This is a genomic window from Novosphingobium ovatum (assembly GCF_009909235.1).
In the GTDB taxonomy this organism is placed as follows: Bacteria; Pseudomonadota; Alphaproteobacteria; order Sphingomonadales; family Sphingomonadaceae; genus Novosphingobium; species Novosphingobium ovatum.
The window spans coordinates 544,038-562,304 of the sequence record NZ_JAAAPO010000003.1; the positions used below are offsets into that span (position 1 = coordinate 544,038).

16 protein-coding genes and 1 tRNA gene are annotated in these 18,267 nt (G+C 65.1%); 5 read left to right on the plus strand and 12 right to left on the minus strand.

The window, feature by feature from the left end; all coding sequences use genetic code 11:
- Positions 1-24: 24 nt before the first annotated feature.
- Positions 25-936 carry a 3-deoxy-8-phosphooctulonate synthase gene (kdsA, locus tag GTZ99_RS10095; protein ID WP_201742450.1) on the plus strand — a complete coding sequence of 304 codons (912 nt, stop codon included), beginning with the start codon at positions 25-27 and terminating at the stop codon, positions 934-936.
- Positions 937-940: 4 nt separating this feature from the next.
- Complete coding sequence (locus tag GTZ99_RS10100; protein WP_161718384.1) at positions 941-2,356, plus strand: capsular polysaccharide export protein, LipB/KpsS family; 1,416 nt, start codon at positions 941-943, stop codon at positions 2,354-2,356.
- Here the strand turns inward: GTZ99_RS10100 and recF are convergent.
- The gene (recF, locus tag GTZ99_RS10105; RefSeq protein WP_161718386.1) at positions 2,328-3,446 is read right to left on the minus strand and encodes a DNA replication/repair protein RecF; all 1,119 of its coding nucleotides are present in this window, start codon (positions 3,444-3,446) and stop codon (positions 2,328-2,330) included. The genes GTZ99_RS10100 and recF overlap by 29 nt on opposite strands.
- 231 nt (positions 3,447-3,677) lie before the next feature.
- On the opposite strand from recF, the gene GTZ99_RS10110 reads away from it, so the two are divergent.
- Positions 3,678-3,881: a PspC domain-containing protein gene (locus tag GTZ99_RS10110; protein ID WP_161718388.1), complete on the plus strand. Its 204-nt coding sequence runs from the start codon at positions 3,678-3,680 to the stop codon at positions 3,879-3,881.
- Between the two features lie 4 nt (positions 3,882-3,885).
- Here the strand turns inward: GTZ99_RS10110 and GTZ99_RS10115 are convergent, their stop codons facing one another.
- From GTZ99_RS10115 to GTZ99_RS10150, 8 genes are all read right to left on the minus strand, one after another.
- Positions 3,886-6,606, minus strand: coding sequence for an MSCRAMM family protein (locus GTZ99_RS10115; RefSeq protein ID WP_227711229.1), 2,721 nt, complete (start codon positions 6,604-6,606; stop codon positions 3,886-3,888).
- Between the two features lie 87 nt (positions 6,607-6,693).
- A complete protein-coding gene (locus GTZ99_RS10120; RefSeq protein ID WP_161718392.1) occupies positions 6,694-7,812 on the minus strand; it encodes a fimbrial biogenesis chaperone in 1,119 nt (372 codons plus the stop codon).
- A gap of 310 nt (positions 7,813-8,122) precedes the next feature.
- The gene (locus GTZ99_RS10125) at positions 8,123-8,620 is read right to left on the minus strand and encodes a DUF4402 domain-containing protein (RefSeq protein ID WP_161718394.1); all 498 of its coding nucleotides are present in this window, start codon (positions 8,618-8,620) and stop codon (positions 8,123-8,125) included.
- 280 nt (positions 8,621-8,900) lie between these two features.
- A complete protein-coding gene (locus GTZ99_RS10130) occupies positions 8,901-9,398 on the minus strand; it encodes a DUF4402 domain-containing protein (protein WP_161718396.1) in 498 nt (165 codons plus the stop codon).
- A 389-nt stretch (positions 9,399-9,787) separates the two neighbouring features.
- Positions 9,788-10,285, minus strand: coding sequence for a DUF4402 domain-containing protein (locus tag GTZ99_RS10135; RefSeq protein WP_161718397.1), 498 nt, complete (start codon positions 10,283-10,285; stop codon positions 9,788-9,790).
- A 465-nt stretch (positions 10,286-10,750) separates the two neighbouring features.
- A complete protein-coding gene (locus GTZ99_RS10140; protein WP_161718399.1) occupies positions 10,751-11,329 on the minus strand; it encodes a DUF4402 domain-containing protein in 579 nt (192 codons plus the stop codon).
- Between the two features lie 4 nt (positions 11,330-11,333).
- Positions 11,334-11,927, minus strand: a complete 594-nt coding sequence (locus GTZ99_RS10145) for a DUF4402 domain-containing protein (protein ID WP_161718401.1) — start codon at positions 11,925-11,927, stop codon at positions 11,334-11,336.
- Between the two features lie 286 nt (positions 11,928-12,213).
- Complete coding sequence (locus GTZ99_RS10150; protein WP_161718403.1) at positions 12,214-13,014, minus strand: queuosine precursor transporter; 801 nt, start codon at positions 13,012-13,014, stop codon at positions 12,214-12,216.
- Between the two features lie 215 nt (positions 13,015-13,229).
- Between GTZ99_RS10150 and GTZ99_RS10155 the strand changes: the two genes are divergently transcribed.
- Positions 13,230-13,306: transfer RNA gene (locus GTZ99_RS10155), tRNA-Arg, on the plus strand.
- 158 nt (positions 13,307-13,464) lie between these two features.
- Here the strand turns inward: GTZ99_RS10155 and GTZ99_RS10160 are convergent.
- Both GTZ99_RS10160 and GTZ99_RS10165 read right to left on the minus strand, forming a co-directional pair.
- On the minus strand, positions 13,465-14,634 hold the full coding sequence (locus GTZ99_RS10160; RefSeq protein WP_161718405.1) for a DUF2827 family protein: 1,170 nt from the start codon (positions 14,632-14,634) through the stop codon (positions 13,465-13,467).
- A 15-nt stretch (positions 14,635-14,649) separates the two neighbouring features.
- Entirely contained in the window at positions 14,650-15,792 is a 1,143-nt protein-coding gene (locus GTZ99_RS10165; RefSeq protein ID WP_161718407.1) for a DUF2827 family protein, read from the minus strand.
- 161 nt (positions 15,793-15,953) lie between these two features.
- Here GTZ99_RS10165 and GTZ99_RS10170 point away from each other — a divergent pair, with 161 nt between their 5' ends.
- Positions 15,954-16,307, plus strand: coding sequence for a hypothetical protein (locus GTZ99_RS10170; RefSeq protein WP_161718409.1), 354 nt, complete (start codon positions 15,954-15,956; stop codon positions 16,305-16,307).
- Positions 16,308-16,386: 79 nt separating this feature from the next.
- Here GTZ99_RS10170 and GTZ99_RS10175 read toward each other — a convergent pair.
- On the minus strand, positions 16,387-18,267 hold a 1,881-nt coding region (locus GTZ99_RS10175), incomplete at its 5' end, for a beta strand repeat-containing protein (RefSeq protein WP_161718411.1).

An 18,267-nucleotide genomic window follows, 5' to 3' on the forward strand; every position in this document is an offset into this window, starting at 1 on the left:
CCCCATGCTCTGTCCGATGGGGCCATGCGCTCTGCGGCCGTTGTGCCCGGCAGCGCATTGCCCCCCACCGCCCCCCCCGATCTGACTCCACCCTCGGTGTCAGAACAGGTGATCCGCCTCGACAATGGCGTGACTTTTTCCAACGATCGCAGTTTCGTGCTGATCGGCGGGATGAATGTGGTTGAGGGGCGGGATATTGCCTTGCGCGTGGCTGAGCAATTCGTTGCGGTCGCGCGCAACCTGTCGGTGCCTTTTGTGTTCAAGGCCAGCTTTGACAAGGCGAACCGGTCGAGCCTGCATTCCTATCGCGGCCCCGGCCTGGAGGAGGGCTTGCGCGTGCTGGAGGAGGTCAAGCGCGCCTTTGGCGTGTCGCTGATCACCGATGTGCATGAGGTGGCCCAGGCCGCCCCCGTGGCGCAGGTGGCCGACATTTTGCAGGTACCCGCTTTTCTGGCGCGGCAGACCGATCTGGTGGCCGCGATCGCGCGGACGGGCGCGGTGGTCCATGTGAAAAAGCCCCAGTTTCTGGCCCCTCATGAAATGCGCCACATCATCGCCAAATGTGTCGAGGCGGGCAATCGCCGGGTGCTGTTGGGTGAGCGGGGGACGTGTTTTGGCTATAACAACCTGATCGTCGACATGCTGGGCATGGATGCGATGAAGGCGATGGCGCCGGTGGTGTTTGACGTGACCCACGCGCTGCAACGCCCCGGTGGCCGCGCTGACAGCGCCGATGGCCGGGGGGCGCAGGTGGATGTGTTGGCGCGCGCCGGTCTGGCGGTGGGGATCGCGGGCCTGTTTGTCGAGGCGCATCCCGATCCGTCCGCCGCCAAATGCGATGGGCCATGCGCCCTGCCGCTGGACCGGCTGGAGGTGTTTTTGCGCCAGTGTCAGGCGGTGGATGAGGCGGTGAAATTCGCCCCCGGCGTGATCTGAATACATGCTGCGGCAGGCGGCGTTCCTGCGCGTTCCGCCTTTTCCGGGGCATCGGGCGGGCGCTTTGCTGGGGCCGGGCGATGGTGTGCCGCGCGCGGAGCTGGGCCCGTTGGCGGCGGCGTTGGCACGGTGGCGCGTGGGCGGGGCGTTCTGGCACCCGGCGCATGATCCTTGGTACGACAACGTACGGGGGGCAGAGGCAGATCTGGCCCGCGCGCTGGCGGCTGGTGGCGGGCATGACGCCTTGGCCGCGGCGCTGGCCGGATATGCGCCGCGCGATCCGTTTACGGGCGCGTCCATGGGCTGGGTTGCGGCGGCGCGGCTGTTGGCTGATTGGCGCGCGTTGATTGACGGCAACCGCCGGATTGGCGCGGTGCTGGGCGTGGCGCGGTGGAAACGGGCGATGGTCGATCCCTTGCTGTGGGATGGCGGCGGGCCGGTGCGGCATCGGCGGCGTGTGGGCGATATGGCGGGTGATCAGGTGGCGCTGTGCTGGGTCGCGCGCACGGGGGGCGCGGCGCTGGCGGCGGCAGGGGGGCGCTTGGCAGAGATTGAGGATGGCTATGTCCGTTCCGCCGGATTGGGGGCCGATTGCGTGCCGCCATTGTCGGTGATCGTGGATTTTGGCGGCAATCCTGTGGACCCGGCGCGGGTCAGCGATCTGGAGGCGCGGTTGTTGACCGGGCCGGTGGAGGCGGCGGCGCGCGGCCGGGCGCGGGCTTTGCGCAGCGCATTGGTGGCGGGCGGGATTGGCAAATATGGCGCAGGCGGCGGCGGGGTGGATCTGCCGCCGCGCGATGGCCGCCGCCGGGTGCTGGTGGCGGGACAGGTGGGCGATGATCGGGCGATGGCGCTGGGCGGGGCGGGGGTGGACAACCGCGCCCTGTTGCTGCGCGCCCGCGCGGCCGAGCCGGGGGCGGAGATCTGGTTCAAGCCGCATCCCGATGTGTTGGCCGGGCACCGGCGCGGGGCGGTGGCGGATGCGGCGGCGTTGGCGGACAGGGTGTTGGGCGATGAGCCCATGGCGGCGGTGTTGGCGGCCGTGGACGGGGTGCATGTGGTGTCGTCGCTCACCGGTTTTGAGGCTTTGTTGCGCGGGTGCGATGTGACCACCCATGGCGTGCCCTTTTACGCGGGCTGGGGGCTGACGCGCGACCTGGGGCCGGTGCCGGGGCGGCGGCTGAACGCGGCGCGGTTGTGCGTTGATGATCTGGTGGCGCATGTGCTGGTGGATTATGCGCGCTATGTTGATCCGGTGACGCGGCTGCCCTGCCCGGCAGAGGTGGTGGTGGCGCGATTGGCGCAAGGGCGCAGCGTGCCGGGCGGCATGGCGGCAGCGCTGATCGCGGCGCGGCGCTGGCAGGGGCGGGCTCGGCGGTGGTTCGGGACGCCTATGGCGTGGGCCGCGCAATCCGGCTGACGGCGCCATCGGCGACGCGCCATGTCGCGGCATGGGGCAGGATCTCGGCAAAGGGGGCCTCTTCGGTGCCGGTCATCCAGACCTGTGCGTTGGTGGCGGCCAGACGTTCATACAACGCGCCGCGCCGCACCGGGTCCAGATGGGCGGCCACCTCGTCCAGCAGCAACAGGCGCGGGCGGGGCGGGGCATCGGCGACGGCCTCGTCGGCCAGAGTCATTTCCGCATGCGCCAGCGTCAGGGCGATCAGCATCGCCTTTTGCTCTCCGGTGGAGCATTCGGCGGCGGGCTGGTTTTTTGCGGCCATGGTGGTGTGGAAATCATCGCGGTGCGGGCCGGTAAGTGTGCGCCCCGCCGCCCGGTCCCGCGCCCGGCCATCGGATAGCGCCTGCGCCAGCGCGTCGCGCGTGGTGGGGCCGCCGGGCGCATAGGCCAGCGTGGGGCGGGCAAAGGGCGAGGGCGGCAGGCCCGCCAGATGCGCCTCCATCGCGGTGAGCAGGCGGGCGCGGGCGGTGGCCAGCGCCGCCCCCGCCTCGGCCAATTGCGCCTCGATCGCGTCCAGCCAGCGCCCGTCGGGCATCTGTGGCAGCGACAACAGCCGGTTGCGTTCGCGCAGCGCCTGTTCGGCCCGCGCCGCGTGGCGCGCGTGGCCGGGGATCAGCGCCAGCACCAGCCGGTCCAGAAAGCGCCGCCGCATCCCCGGTGAATCGGTGAACAACCGGTCCATCGCCGGGGTCAGCCAGAACAGCCCCAGCCATTCGCCCAGACTGACCGCGCTGGCGTCCGCGCCGTTGATCCGCACCAGCCGCCGTCCCGGCCGGTCGGGCGCGGTGCCGGTGCCGATGCGCATGGCGCCGGCGGGGCTGGCCAGTTCGGCGCTGACGGCAAAGCTGCCATCGCCATCGTGCCCGGCAATATCGGCCAGCGCGGCGCGGCGCATGCCCCGGCCCGGCGCGAACAGGCTGATCGCCTCGAGCACATTGGTTTTGCCCGCGCCATTTTCGCCGATCAACAGGTTGAAGGCGCGCGTGCCCTCGATCGCGGTGGCGCGATGGTTGCGAAACCAGCCAAGGCGGATGTTGTCGAGCGCCATGATGCCCGCCCTATCCCAAAGCCGCAGGGGTGGCCAGAGGCGCGCAAGGGCAGCCCATGACGCGGCGGGAATTTATCCCAAGCCATGGCGAAATCCGCCGATAGGTGGCGGGCAGGGCGTGCATGGCGGGCGGGGGGACCGGGAACAATCGTGCTTTTGTCCAATTGGCACGCCCCCTGCATTGATGGCGCCAAGCGTGGGCGCATTGGCCCCGCCAACAGGAGGAACCCGATGAACACTGATCCCTATCGCCCCGGCCAGAGCGGCTTTCGTCTGGACAAGACGCGCGGCAAGCTGTTCGGCGTGTGCGCTGGTCTGGCGCGCTATTTCAACATCGACGTGCTGTGGGTGCGGCTGGCCTTTGTGCTGGGCACGGTGTTTGTCTTTGGCGCGCTGGCGGTGGTGTATATCGCGATCGCGCTGCTGGCAGACTGAGCCTTTATTGCGGGCGGATTTCCAGCTGCACCGGGGCGGGGGCGCGCTTGGCCCCCACCACCACGCGGTATTCGCCCGCCATGCGGATTTTCAGGTTGCGCGCCTGATCGGGGCTGATTTCGATCCGGTATTCGCCCGGTTTCAGCAATTCGAACAGGAAGAAGCCGTCGCCCTCGGTCCGCACCTTGGCGACGCGTTTGCCGCTCATGTCCATCAGGAACAGCGTCACGCCCGACACGCCGCGCCGCCGCGTGCCGTCGGAGAACATCGCCTTGCCCTCGATTTCCGAGAGGTGCTGAATGGCAAAGCGGGTGATGTGGATGCGACCCGCGCGCGGCAGGATTTCGTACCCGACCGAACTGGGCGCCATCGAGATGTCGGGCAGGGTGGTGGCGTCGATCTTGACGGCCGTGCGGTTGCCATCGCCAATCCCGCCCATCAGCGCCTCGCCCTTGTCGGTCGAGGTGACCTGCTGCGTGCCGGTAAAGAACGTCACCTTGCCGATCTGCTGCTCGCCTTCGTCCTGCGTCTGATTGCCGTTTTCGTCGCGGAAGGCGCTGACTGCCACCGCGCCGCTGTTCGACAGGCCGGGGCGTTCGACAAACATGCGCTGCGACAACGGGTTGCGGCCAAAGCTGAAGCCCAGGCGCAGCCCCACAGTATAGGCCTGACGCGGGAAGGCATAGCTGCTTTCCACTGATAGCGAGAGCGGGCCAAAGCGGCGCGAGCCCGACAGGCCGACACTGCTCTGCCCGCTGGCCAGCACATGGCTGGCGGCTGCTTTGACGGTGAAATTGTCGGCGATCGGGCGGTCCATTTCCAGCCCGATGGCGTTCAGCTTGGGCGTGGGAACGACGCTGTATTGCACCGTCGCGCGGTATTGCGTCGTGCGCCCCGTCAGCGTCGAGATATCCATCGCCCCGTTCATCTGCATCGAACTGCCCAAGCCCGGCGAGGCGCTGGCCGCCATGTTCAGCGTGTTCGACACCATGAAGCGCTCGATCATCGTGCTTTGCCGCAAGGTGGCGGCGATCTGTTCCTGCCCGCTGGTAAAGCGCAGCCGTTGCAGGCTGAGCATGGTGGGCAGGTTGTGCCCGGCGATCTTGAACGTGCGGTTGAGGTCCAGCTGGGTGACGCTGGACAGGCGTTGGCTGCCTGAACTGCGCATTTCATCGATAAAGCCGCCCTGATAGATCGCGTGGCTGCCGACATAAGATACGCCCAGCAACCGCCCGCCCAGACCAATTACCCCGGCCGTGCCGCCCGTGTTGTCCATCCCCGCGTCCAGCTTGATCGCCAGATTGCCGATGCCGGTGCGCAAACCCGCCGTGGTCAGCCAGCGGTCGGCGCCTTCGGACCGGTACATCGCGCCCGATGCCACCACCGTGAGCCAGCGCGCCAGACCATATTGCAGGATCGCTTCATGGCGATAGGCGCCGTAGTCGGCGCTCAGGGTGGCTTTGGCGTTGCGGATGCCGGCGACCGACATCTCGCGCTCGACGCTGCCAAAGTAATAGATGAGCTTGCCCGGCTGGATGCGACCATCGCCCACGCTGATGCGGCGCACTTCCTCGCGGCGCTGGCCCAGCGGGCCGTAAAACACCAGCCGGAACACGTTGATGCCGAAATCGACCGGCACCTGCAGGAATTCATACTGGCCGTTCACCTGCTCGCGGGTGGAGCCGACCAACTGGTCGTTGCGGTAGAGTTCGACCTCGTAATCCTTGGGCAATTCGCCGCGGAAGTCGATCTTGTCGAACACGCTGGCCTGTTCCAGCGGGGTGTTGGTCACATAGGCGCCGCGTCCGCTGATCCCGCGCAGACCCAGAGGCAGCGAGGCAGTGCCGATGTCGCCGGCCTGAAACTCGGTCGCGTGCAGGGGGCCCAGCAGGCGGGCGGTGGGATCGCGCCGTCCGATCTGCACACTGGCCCCGGTCAGCCCGCCCTGCGTCGAGGTGGCGACATAGGTGCGCGCCGTCATGAAGGCCAGATCGCCCGATGCGTGCAGGTCGAAATCGGTGCGCGGGCCGGATTCGCCGTCGGTTTGCGCCCGCCATTCCACGTCAAAGATCGGAAAAGTCAGCCCGCGATAGGGGGTTGTCTGGCGCGGGAACACCGGGCCAGAGCCTTTGGACTGGCCGCTCAACCGCTCACGCGCGGCCTCGCGCGCCAGCTTTTCCTGAAACGGGAACAGCTCCTTGGTCGTCACCGTGATCAACGCCGATCGCATGTCGATCTTCAGCGTCATGGGGAACAGCTCTTCGAACTTCTCCGCCTTCAGATACATTTCGCCGTTAAAGGCGGTGGCGTCCCCCGGTTTCAGGGCAATTTCCTTGCCCATGATCACCATCACGCCCTGACGCAGGTTGATCTGCAACGTCCGGTTTTGCCGCAGGAACCAGCCGCTGGCGTAATGGCCATCGTCGCTGACGGTGATCGACAGGTCCAGAAACCGCACCATGTCGGAAAACGGCAGGTACAGGCCGCTGCGCAGGCCATAGCCGGTCAATGTGTCGCTCATCTCGCGGTTGACGGTCTGGATTTCCAGGATCAACTCATCGCGCGACGAGAGTTTGACGCCGGGCAGGGCGGTGGCATGGCCGGTGGGGGCGGGCTTGCCACCGGCGGGCGGCGGCGGCGGGGCCGAGCGCGAATTGACCTGTTCAGGCGGGGTGCCCGCCGCCAGCGCCAAGCCGGGGGCCAGCAACGCCAAAAGGCCGCCCACCAACAGGCAGGCAGCCAAAATTTGGCGTAAGTACCGGGATATCAGCCCCCCCGGCATATGGTCCCTCACACGTTGTGTCCCGTGCCCTTATGGCACAACAAAATCCACCCGGGCTAGTTGTTTTCCCGGAGTCACGTCATCGTCAACATAGGTCACCGTCAGCTTGGCGCCAGCGGCGGTCAGCTTGGCATCCAGCGCCTTGTCCACCGGCACAGAAACCTTGCGTTCGGCCAGTTCGGTATAGACGCCCACGCCCTTGAGGAAGGCGACAGGCTTGGCCGCGCCGGGCGCGGTGATGGTGATGTCGCCAAAGGCCGAACGGGTGCCCTCGCGCGTCACGGTAAAGCTGAGCAGGCGCGTGCCATCGGGCTGGGCGGTGACCTTCAGGTCTTTCAGCCCGGCGTTCAGCGTGGTTTCGCCCACGCGGATGATCACCGGGATCGAAATGCCAAAGCGCGGGGTGATCCGCACGCCGATGCCGGTCGGAGTCTGCTGGCCAGCGGTGGCCTGATCGATCGACAGGCCATCGGTGCCCGGCGGCACCGCCACCGCCGAAAAGTGCGAGCGATATTCGCCCGCCGGCAGGTTTTCAGGTACGCGGGCCATGATGCGCACCATCTGCGCCTCGTTGCCGGGCAGGGTCACGCGGTGCGGCGACCAGCGCACGATTTCGCCCGCCGAACGCAGCTTGGTACGCATCGGATCGCCTTCGGGCAGGCTGTCCAGCGTGACCAGGCGGCCATCGGGCGTCATCACCATGTCCGAGATGTCGATGTCATAATCGCCGGTGTTGGCGGTGCGGTTGTACAGCCCCACGCTGGACACGCGGTTGCGGTCATCGATGACGATGCGCTTGGGATAGAGGTTGATGTCCCCCATGCCGCCCACCGAGCCTTCGGGCGCGGCACCGGGCGCGGCGGCGGGAATCGCGCCGCCAGCGGCCGGGGCGCCTGCGCCAGCAGCGCCAGCAGCCCCTGCCGCCGGGGCAGCAGCACCAGCGGCCGGAGCCGCAGGCGCAGCAGCCGGAGCCGCAGCGGCGGCCGGCGCGGGCTTTGCCGCAGGGGCTGCCTGCGCCCAGACCGCAGCGGGGCTGACCAGCGTCAGGGACAGGCCAGCCAGCGCGCAACCAGTGCGGGCCAGACGCGAAATCCGCCCAGAGCGAAACCGTGCCAGACGGTCGTGGTCCATGCGGGCGTAGGTGGACATGTGGCAAACTCCATAGCTTGCAAGAAAAAGGCGAAAAGGGATGGCGACCGGAACATCTGCTTGGCTCGGTGCGTCCGGCCATAGGTAGTTTTTCGCAGGGAATGGTGAATTCTTGGTGAATTGGCAAGAGGGATGCGCAGCGTGCAAAACGGCCGAATTTTGGGAAAATCGCACAGTATCAACGACAAAAGCCGGCTCTGGGCCGGCTTTTTGCGGATTTGGACGTTCACGCGGAAACGCAAGATCCATTGGGAAATGGCAGGGCGCCGATCCGGGAAACAACCCGCGCCCTGCCATGCCCTGAAAAACCTTAGTTGTACGTCACCGTGGCGCTATAGCTGCCGGTGTACGAACCTGCCGTCTCGTTGCCCGCCACGGTCAGCGTGCCGCCCACGGTGAACGAGCCCGAACCCGCGCTGTTCAGCGCGCCGGTGTTGGCCGAGGGCTGGGTGGTGAAGGGCATGGTCTTGGAACCGTTGCTGACGCTGCCGGCAGTGGTCGACACGGCATAGCTGCGGCTGGGGTCGCCCGACAGGCTGAAGGCGTCAGCCGTGGTCGTCGAACCGGGAACAAAGGTGACATCTGCCGTGGTCGAGCCCGAGCCCGAGGTGGCCACAACCACCGAACCGCCCGTACCTGTGGTAAAGCGGCCAAAGCTGAGCGCAGCGCCCGAATTGTGCGACAGCACGACCGGGGCCACAACATTGGCGGTCGCCGTGCCGGTGGCGGTCGAGGTGCTGCCCGAACCCGCGATTGCCGGGGCCGACGTCATCGCCAACAGACCCACAGCCAGAAGCATCTTCTTCATTTTCCAGACCTCCGTGTCTGTCCGGGCATCGGTGAATGGGAAAGCCGAGCCGGATCAATTCTGATCAGCCGCATGAGCGCCCAATGGGGAAGGGATCGCCGTCTGCTGCCTGCTGACACGGATTAAAGGAAAATGATTAATGACCAGTTAGGCCTAAAAACTTAGGCAAAATTACACATTCGACGCCGTGGCGCATCCGTGGCGCGCAACGCAAAACCGGGCCCGACCTGTTGGTCGGACCCGGCTGTGTGTGTAATCCTGCGCCCCTGGGGGCAGTGGATTAGTTGTAGGTCACGGTGGCGTTGTAGCTGCCGGTGTAGACGCCAGCAGGCTCGGTGCCGGCAACCGTCAGCGTGCCACCGACGGTGAACGAAGCGGCGCCCGAAGCGCTCAGCGTGCCGCCCGAAGCCGAGGGAGCGGTCGTGAACGACATCGAACGCGAACCGTTCGAGACGCTGCCGCTGGTGGTGGCGATCGAGAAGCTGCGGTTCGCATCGCCCGTCAGCGAGTAGCTGTCAGCCGAGACGGTCGAGCCGGGGACGAAGCCCACGTCAGCGGTGACCGAACCCACGCCAGCGGCGGTGACAACCACGGTGCCGCCCGTGCCGGTGGTGAACTTGCCAAAGCTCAGAGCGGCGCCCGAGGCGTGCGTCAGAACGATGGGGGCGACGACTTCGGCGGTCGCGGTGCCAGCGGCGGTCGAGGTGTTGCCCGAAGCGGCATAGGCCGGAGCAGCGGAAACAGCCAGAGCAGCGGCAGCGATCAGAAACTTCTTCATGGTCTCAATTTCCCCATTCAAGAGCCCTGGATCTTTCCCATTCAATCCAGGGTGGTCAAAATTAACGCCCGGGCCGCTTGGCGGAGGTGGTCAGGCCGCCCGTCGTTGATCCTGTAATAGGTTAAAGGCCGTGAACGGGTTCCTTGCGAATCTACTTAATGCGGCAGTAACCGAAAATAAGTTCAAAAAATGCCGGAAACCCTGCGGGAATCGGCGCTTTTGGGTGGGGTGTGGCGGCCGCTTCTGGTGGCTTTGACGCTGGTTGGCGCGTTCTGCATTTGGCCGATGTTAACCAGTTGGCCGCATCCGTGGCGCGCAACGCAAAACCGGGCCCGACCTGTTGGTCGGACCCGGCTGTGCGTGTAATCCTGGCCCCTGGGGGCAGTGGATTAGTTGTAGGTCACGGTGGCGTTGTAGCTGCCGGTGTAGACGCCAGCAGGCTCGGTGCCGGCAACCGTCAGCGTGCCACCGACGGTGAACGAAGCGGCGCCCGAAGCGCTCAGCGTGCCGCCCGAAGCCGAGGGAGCGGTCGTGAACGACATCGAACGCGAACCGTTCGAGACGCTGCCGCTGGTGGTGGCGATCGAGAAGCTGCGGTTCGCATCGCCCGTCAGCGAGTAGCTGTCAGCCGAGACGGTCGAGCCGGGGACGAAGCCCACGTCAGCGGTGACCGAACCCACGCCAGCGGCGGTGACAACCACGGTGCCGCCCGTGCCGGTGGTGAACTTGCCAAAGCTCAGAGCGGCGCCCGAGGCGTGCGTCAGAACGATGGGGGCGACGACTTCGGCGGTCGCGGTGCCAGCGGCGGTCGAGGTGTTGCCCGAAGCGGCATAGGCCGGAGCAGCGGAAACAGCCAGAGCGGCGGCAGCGATCAGAATCTTCTTCATGGTATATTCCCCATTCTGCAGTCCCGGATCTTTCCCATTCAATCCGAGGCGGTCCAAGTTAACGACGTCGGGCGGTGATGTTTTCGCTTCGCCACCCGGCGTGGTTTCTGATTAGGCCCAGACCGTTAAACAGAGTACTAGTGGATACACCTAATCACCTGTTAACTTTAAATTTATGACGGCGTTTTCGGGTAAAGCCTCTAGTTAATATTCAATATATTGTCGATACAATGTGGTTAATATTTATATTAATGCACATATTTATCACCGACAACCGTTAACTTATAAAGTAATGCCTCTTATCTGTCTTGGCTAAAGTGTGTCGGTCCAGAACGCATTCTGCGATATGGTGACGCTGTGTTACGGGTATTGGCGGGTGCGTTGCGGGGAGTTGTTGCGTAATCAATACGCAGTCGCGCCTATGGTGGCCGGATTCCGCCACGGTCACCACTTGGCCGCGCGAATTCAGATATAGGTGACGATCACCGGTACCGTGGCTGAATAGGCCGCCGAAGCGGAGTTCAGCGGCAGAATCAGCCTTCCGCCGACCGAAAACGTGTCCTGACCCGACGAATCCAGCCGGCCAGTGGTGGCAGACCCCGTGCTGGCGGCAAAAACCGACAGCGAATCGACCGTCACCGCCTTGACCGCCTGCCCGCGTGTGCTCGGCTCCAGTGAAATGCCCTGCGCGCTGACCTCGGTCGGGACGGAGATCGTGTAAAAACGCTCCGCCTCACCGGTGACCTGAAATTCGGCCACCGCCACGCTGCCGCAGCCCGACAGGCCGCACAGCGGGCGCGCCCCGCCGGTATAGGTCGCCCCGCTCTTGTCCGCGGCCACCGTTACCGTGCCGTCCTGGCTGAAGGCCATGGTGATATTGCCGAACACCAGATCGCTCAACTTGGCCACGGTCAGCGGGCGGATGACGGTGGCCATCGCCGCGCCGGTCGCGCTGCTGCTGTGGCCCGAAGCGGCCTGCGCCGCGCACGGCAGCGCCAGTCCCACCAATGCCGCGATTGCGATCAAGGGCAGGGGGGCGCGCATCGGCTCAGTTCGCCATCTCGATCACGTTGACCGCCAGCGGCAACGGAAAACGTAAGGGCGCCGAGGCCAGATTGCCCGACAGGTCCAGCCGGGCACCAACGCGAAAACTGGTGGTGCAGACCCGCGCATAACAATTGGCCAGCGTGAAGCTGCCGATATTGCCCGGTTGCAGCGTGCCAACCCCGGCGATGTCGGTGCGGAAATTGGTCAAAGTGCCGCGCACGCCGTTGACCGCGCCAATGTCCACCGCCGCCAGCACCAGTTGCACCATCAATTGATAGCCGCCGCCTGTGGTGTTGCCGCTGTCATAGGTGATGGTGAATTGCGCCGGGCGCGCGGTGCTGTCGCCCAGCGGGACAACGCCTTCGTTATCCACCGCGCCGTCGGGGTGGATCGTGCGCGATCCTGTTCCCACCGCGACGATGGTGCCAAAGGTCAGCATCTGATCGGCCGTGACGATCAGCGAAGGCGTTCCCGCGCGGGCCAGTTGCGGGCTGAGCGCCAGCGAGGCGGCGGCCAGCAGCAATGCCCGCCGCACGCCCGTGCCGCCGCCGTTGGCGGGGCTGTGGGTCAGGGGCAGGGCGAGGGTGGTTGACATGGGGTGATGCGGTTTCCTGTGGTCGCTCGAATAATGCTTACCAAAAACTTGCCTGAACGCTGCATGAGCGCAGTAACCTGAAATTTACCAGTTGTTGTGCGTTTTTCGAGAGGTCTTTGCCCGCCTATCCCCGTCTGTCTGTTCCAATACGGCACGAAGGGGGCCAAAGACCGGGTGGCGCGGCGGTTAACGCGCGCGCAAGCAAAAGGCGCGATCACCGACCGATGACCGCGCCAAAAGCAAAAAACCGTTGTGATTACCAATGTTTAACGGCGGCTTGGCCGGATTAGACCTCTGCCCGGAAGGGGGTGAAATTGGTGTGTTCGTCAAACACATCCACCCCTTCGGCGCGTTTGAGAAAACCGACCACGGCATAGGTCGCGGGCGTCAGCAATATTTCCCACGCCACCTTCAGCGCCCAATTGGTGATCAGCACCATCACCACCGCCTGCGTCGTCCACACCCCCAGAAACGCCAGCGGATAGAACAGCAGGCTGTCAACCGCCTGTCCCGCGATGGTCGAGCCCCAGGTGCGGGTGAACAGATATTTGCCGCCCGTCCACACCTTCATCTTGGCCAGAACCAGCGAATTGACGAATTCCCCCGCCCAAAAGGCGATGACGCTGGCGCCCACAATGCGCCAGGTGCTGCCGAACACGCTGACATAGGTGGACTGGCAGATCGCGCCCGCGCCCTTTTCGCCCAGCACGGCGGCAAACATCGGATCGGCGCTGGCGGCGCATCCCCAATCGGCCTTGGGCGGCATGGCGACCACCACCAGACTCATGAACGCCATGAAGATCAGCGCGAAGAAGCCAACCCATACACAGCGCCGCGCCCGGCCATAGCCATAGACCTCGGTCAACACGTCGCCCAGAATATAGCTGATGGGAAAGAACAGGATGCCCGCGCCAAACACCAGATCATGGCCAAACAGGGTGATCTGCGTCGTCTTGGCCGCGCCGATCAGGTTGGACAGCAACAGGATCGCCACAAAAGCCGCCATCATGACGTCGAAATAGCGCATCGGCTTGTGCGCCAGTTGGGCGGCATCGACGTGAGGCAGGGGGTGATCGGGATGGCTCATGGTGGGGGCGGTCCTGTGGCTGGGGCGGTTGTGGCCCCGTTTTGCCAGAGCGGACAAGGTTGGCAAGATGTTAACGCGGGCATGTCTGCCGCCGCCAACGGTAAAAAGCCCGCCGCGCCTGTGGGTTATTGCCCGGATCGCGCTGGCCAGCGGTTGCGCCCCCTTGGCGAAGGCGGCCGGATGTGGTTATGGCAAAGCGCGATCCATATCGCCGCGCGCCCGTAGCTCAGCTGGATAGAGCACGAGCCTTCTAAGCTTGGGGCCGCAGGTTCGAACCCTGCCGGGCGCGCCATTTACTGACATTGCGATGGGCGGGCATCGGGCAGGGCGATCTGGCCCCGCGCGGACAGCCGCCATTGCGCCGTGCCTGCGGCGATGGCGGCCCGGCGCGCTGCGGCCTGCCACAGGACGCTTTCCCCCGCACCGTTTTGGGCCGCGCCAAAGGTCGGGTCAGGCTGCTGCCTGGCCGCAGATATGGGCTTCGTGCAAGGCGATGTTGGCCGGGTTTTCGGGGCGGATGGCGTTCAGCAACACGTCCACCTGCGCGCGATAGGCGTCCAGATGGGCGTCATGCTGTTCCAGCGCCCGCACCAGCACCGCACCGCCCGTCTGCGCGTCGAAATCGGGATAGTAATAGCCGTAATCGCGCATAAATTCCGAATTGTGGATCAGCGGGAAGCCACCGCTCAAGATTTCGTAATAGAGATAGTTCAGCCCGTTTTCCCAATGATGCGTCACCACCGCGTCAGCGTGGCGCGCCATGAAGTCAAAGGTGACAAAGCGCTCCTCCAGCGAGAGCACCTTGGCCTTGGCGCTGGGGAGCATGCTGGAAAATTGGCGGAAATGGAGGTTGTCGATGCTACGCACAGCATTGGTGACATAGATCTTTTCAAACAGGTCGGGCTGCGCGCGATAGCCTGCGTCACACACCAGCATCGGCATGTGCGAGCTCTTCATCACCGTCACATTGGGGTCAAAGATCGCCACCCGCCAGCGCCGCCCCGCGCCTTGGCTCAGCGCGGGTTTGCCGCCCGGCTGGTATTGGCACACGGTGTGTTCCTTCTGGCTGTACAGTTCCAGAAAGCCACTGTCCCAGATCTGCGGCACTTCGCGCACCGGCACGCGGTACAGCGTTTCCAGCCATTTGCCATAGGAGCGCGTGTGCTGCGGCGTCATCAGCACGCTGTCATACCAGTCCCGGTCGAAATAGCGCTCGCAATAGCGTTCAAACCCCGCCCCCGTGACGCCTTCCATCGAGAGCACCGCCGAATTGCCGCCCTTGTAATTGATCAGCGGGCAACCGCGCGCTTTGAGATGGGCGCGCTGTTCGGGGCCGGGCGTGGTGCCGATCACCAGCACATGGGTGACCTCGTCCTTGATGTCGTCAAAGCGGACGACGGCATCGGCCGGAATGCCCATCACGCCAGCGGGGAACTGGAAATCCGGGCCGCCCAGATTCCAGATCCACACCTTTTCACAATTGGGCGAGGCGGCAAACAGGCGGTAGAGGAACACCGCGTTCTGGCGCAGGCCGTTGGTGAACAGGCCGCCGAACGCCTCGTCCATGAAGTCGAGCGTGATGGCGATCTTGTAGCGCGGCACGGGGGGGATCTGGGACATCTGGGGTCTTTCTGCTCAGGCAGCGGCGGGCGGGCGGGCAAAGGCGTCGGCAATCAGATCGGCGACCTGTCGCTGATTGGCCGGATTGTCCAGACTGGCCTGCCAGAACAGCGCGCGGCGGGCCTGCGCCTGACGGGCGTGGGTGGCGGCATGGTCGCGCGCCGCCTCCAGGATCGCCGCGCCCCCGCCGATCGGGTCAAACGTGGCATAGTGATAGCCGACATCGGCCAATAGGTCGGAATTATGCACCAGTGGCCAGCCAAAATGCAGCGTTTCAAAGAACAGATGTGGCGCCTGATCGGCCCAGCGATGCGCCACCACCATCTGGATCTCGCGGCCCAGCATCAACATGGTGTTGAACCGCCCCTCCAGCGAGACCGTCCCCGGCGTTGCGCCGATGTCCAGTTCGCTGATCATTTCATTGACATGCGCCGCCGCCTGCAGGTGCAGCGTGTTGAACAGCAACAGGCGCGATATGGCGGACCGATCGGTGCGCCACGCGTGTTCGGCCGCCAGCAGTGGGAAATGGAACCCGTCCGACACATTGGCATTGCCGTCCAGACAGCCCAGCACGAACTTGCCATGTTCAGGCGGGCGCCAGAACGGGTTGTTGCCCAGTTCCATCGCGGCGCGTTCGGCCATGATGGGCGACCATAATTGCGGCATGTCGCGCACCTGCGGCGAATAGATCGCGGCGCAATAGGACTGGTTCATATGGCGGTGCTGCGGGTGCAGCCATGCCGCGTCATAGCCCTGCGCGACGGGGATGTCGCCGCCGGTCTGGCCATGCACCACCTCTTGCATGTTGCGCAGCATCAGATTGTCCGGGACATAGGCGATGATCCGCCCGCCGCGCCGGTGCAATCGGTCAAACCCGTTCTGGTTCAGCCATTTGGCATCGCATTCAATCAACAGATCCAGCATTTCGACCGCATCGGCCGGTTCGACCACGCGCAGCCCTGCCCAGGCGGCCAGCGGATGCACCGCGCCTCCTGTGGGCGCGACCAGCAGCACCTCGGCCACATCGGGCAGGCGGCGCAGCATCATGGCCAGCAACAGGCGTTTTTGATTGGTGCTGCCCACCCACAGATCGTGGGCGCCGGGTTGATCGGCGGCCGCCGCGGTGATCCCCACCACCAACCGTTTGCCAAGGCTCATGCTATGCTCGTTCCCTTGCCTGTGAAGCTGTTCGTCATGTGGTCGTTTTGGTCAGAAAACCGCATACTTTTGATCGGCTTCTGGGTATGACTGCGCCGTGCAATGATCAACCGGGAAGCAGAATGATGCGCCGTATTTTTTCCATGGCTCTTGCCACTGCCATGCTGCTGGGTTCCGCCCCGGCGCGGGCTGATGGCTTTATCAACAGTGGCCAATTGTGGGGCCGCCTGTCTCCGGCTGAAAAGAGCGCCTATGTGCTGGGGCTGAATGACAGCATCAACTATGTCTTTGTCGATGACACGCTGGTCAACGCGCTGGCCAAACGCGGCCGCACCACCTGCCTGCGTGAGCTCAAGATCACCCCGCAAAGCCTCGTCGAGAAGATCGACCTTGGCTATCGCGACAATGCCATGCTCGGCTTTCCGCCGGCGGTGATCTACATTCTGAAAATGAGTGAGGTCTGCAAGGTCTACGTCGACCGCGAGCGGGCAGCGTTTGGCCTTGGCCCGTCCTGACCGTTTTGCGCCGTCAGACAGAAATCGGGCGCGCCGGGGATAACCGGCGCGCCCTTTTTCATGGCTTAGGCTCTGGCGATCAGAACTTGATGCTGGCGCCGACGCCGCCACCCACCGAGTCACCCGAGAAGCCGACCGTGCCACCAAGGCCGATGCCGCCCTTCGAGACGATCTGCGCGCGCACGGTGCCAGCGACCTGGCCTTCGAACACGCCCACGCCACCGGCAACACCGCTTTCGCCATTGGCCAGGTTCATCGGCGCGGCGTTGGCGGCAAAGGCCATCGCAACGCCCTGGAACGCCTTGCGGTTCTGGCGGCTCAGCAGGTTGAAGTGGGCCGCTTCACGCGCATCGAGCGCGCTCACGGTCGAGCTCAGAGCGGTCAGCGCCTGATTGGTGGCGAACAGCTGCTGCCCGGTCACCGCGTCGGTCGAGGTGGCCGACAAGGTGGCATTGCCCAGACCGCTGATGCGGTTGGTGCCGCCGCTGTTGATCGTCACCGTGCCGGCCTGCATCATGCCGGTCGAGGTGCTGATGTTGCCGGCCACCGTGGTGTAGTTGCCAGCCACGCTCAGGTTGCCGCCGAACTGGCCATTGCCCGTCACCGTGCTGTTGCCCGAAACGGTGCTGTTGCCGCCGACCGTCAGGTTGGTGCCGACCGAAGCCGCGCCGGTGGTCGCCAGCGTGGTGGTGGCGATGGCGCCGGTGTTGGTGATGCCATTGGTGGTGGTGGCGCCGCTGACCGTCAGGTTGGTCAGGAAGCCCGAGGTCGCGCTGACCGTGCCAGCCGAGACCGAGGTGGCCGACACCGAAGTGGCCGACACGTTGGCCGCCGAGACAGTGCCGGTCAGCGTGGCGTCAGTGCCAGCAAAGGTGGTGGCCGAGACGGTCGTTGCCGACACCGTGGTGGCCGACACGTTGGCCGCCGAGACAGTGCCCGTCAGCGTGGCGTCAGTGCCAGCAAAGGTGGTGGCCGAGACAGTCGTTGCCGACACCGTGTTGGCCGACACGTTGGCTGCCGAGACAGTGCCGGTCAGCGTGGCGTCAGTGCCAGCAAAGGTGGTGGCCGAGACGGTAGTTGCCGAAACGGTGTTGGCCGAAACGGTGTTGGCCGAAACGGTGCCCGCCGAGACCTGGGCCGTCGACACGCTACCGGCCAAAACCGTACCGGTCACCGAAGCCGACCCGGCATTGACGATCGTGGCCGAGACGTTGCTGGCCGACAGCGTGGCGGTGCTGACATAGGCCGTGGCTTCCACGCCCATGGCATAGACGTTGCTGGTGGCATAGACGTTCGACGCGATCGCGCTCGTTGCCGAAACCGTGGTGGCCGAAACGTTGGCCGCCGAAACGGTGCCCGTCAGCGTGGCATTGGTGCCAGTGTAGCTGGTGGCGGCAACCGAGGTGGCCGACACGCTGCCGGTCGACACGCTACCGGCCGAGACGGTGCCGCTCAGCTTGGCGGTGGTACCTTCGATCGTCGTAGCCGAAACCGATGCCGCCGACACAGCGCCGGTCACCGAAACCGAACCAGCCCGCACCGTGGTGCCCGAAATGGTGGCGCCGCTGATCGTGGCTGCCGACACGGTGGTGGCCGTGACAGCGTTGGTGATCACGCTATTTGACGACACATAGCCGCTGAGCGTCGCGCTCGCGCCGGTGACGGTGAGGGCCGACACAGCCGTTGCGGAAACGGTCGATGCCGTCACCGCGCCTGCGACCGAAACGCTGCCTGCCTTGACCGTGGTGCCCGATACCGTGGCCGCCGACAGGGTGGCGGTGCTGACATAGGTGCTGGCCTGTACGCCGTTGGTATAGACGTTGTTGCTGGCGTTGACGTCAAAGGTGTTGACGAAGCCGGTCGTGACGGTGTTCGACGAAACCGTGCCGGCCGAGACCGAAGCAGCCGTCACCGCGTTCGTGACCGAGACCGAGCCAGCGTTGACGGTCGTGCTGGACAC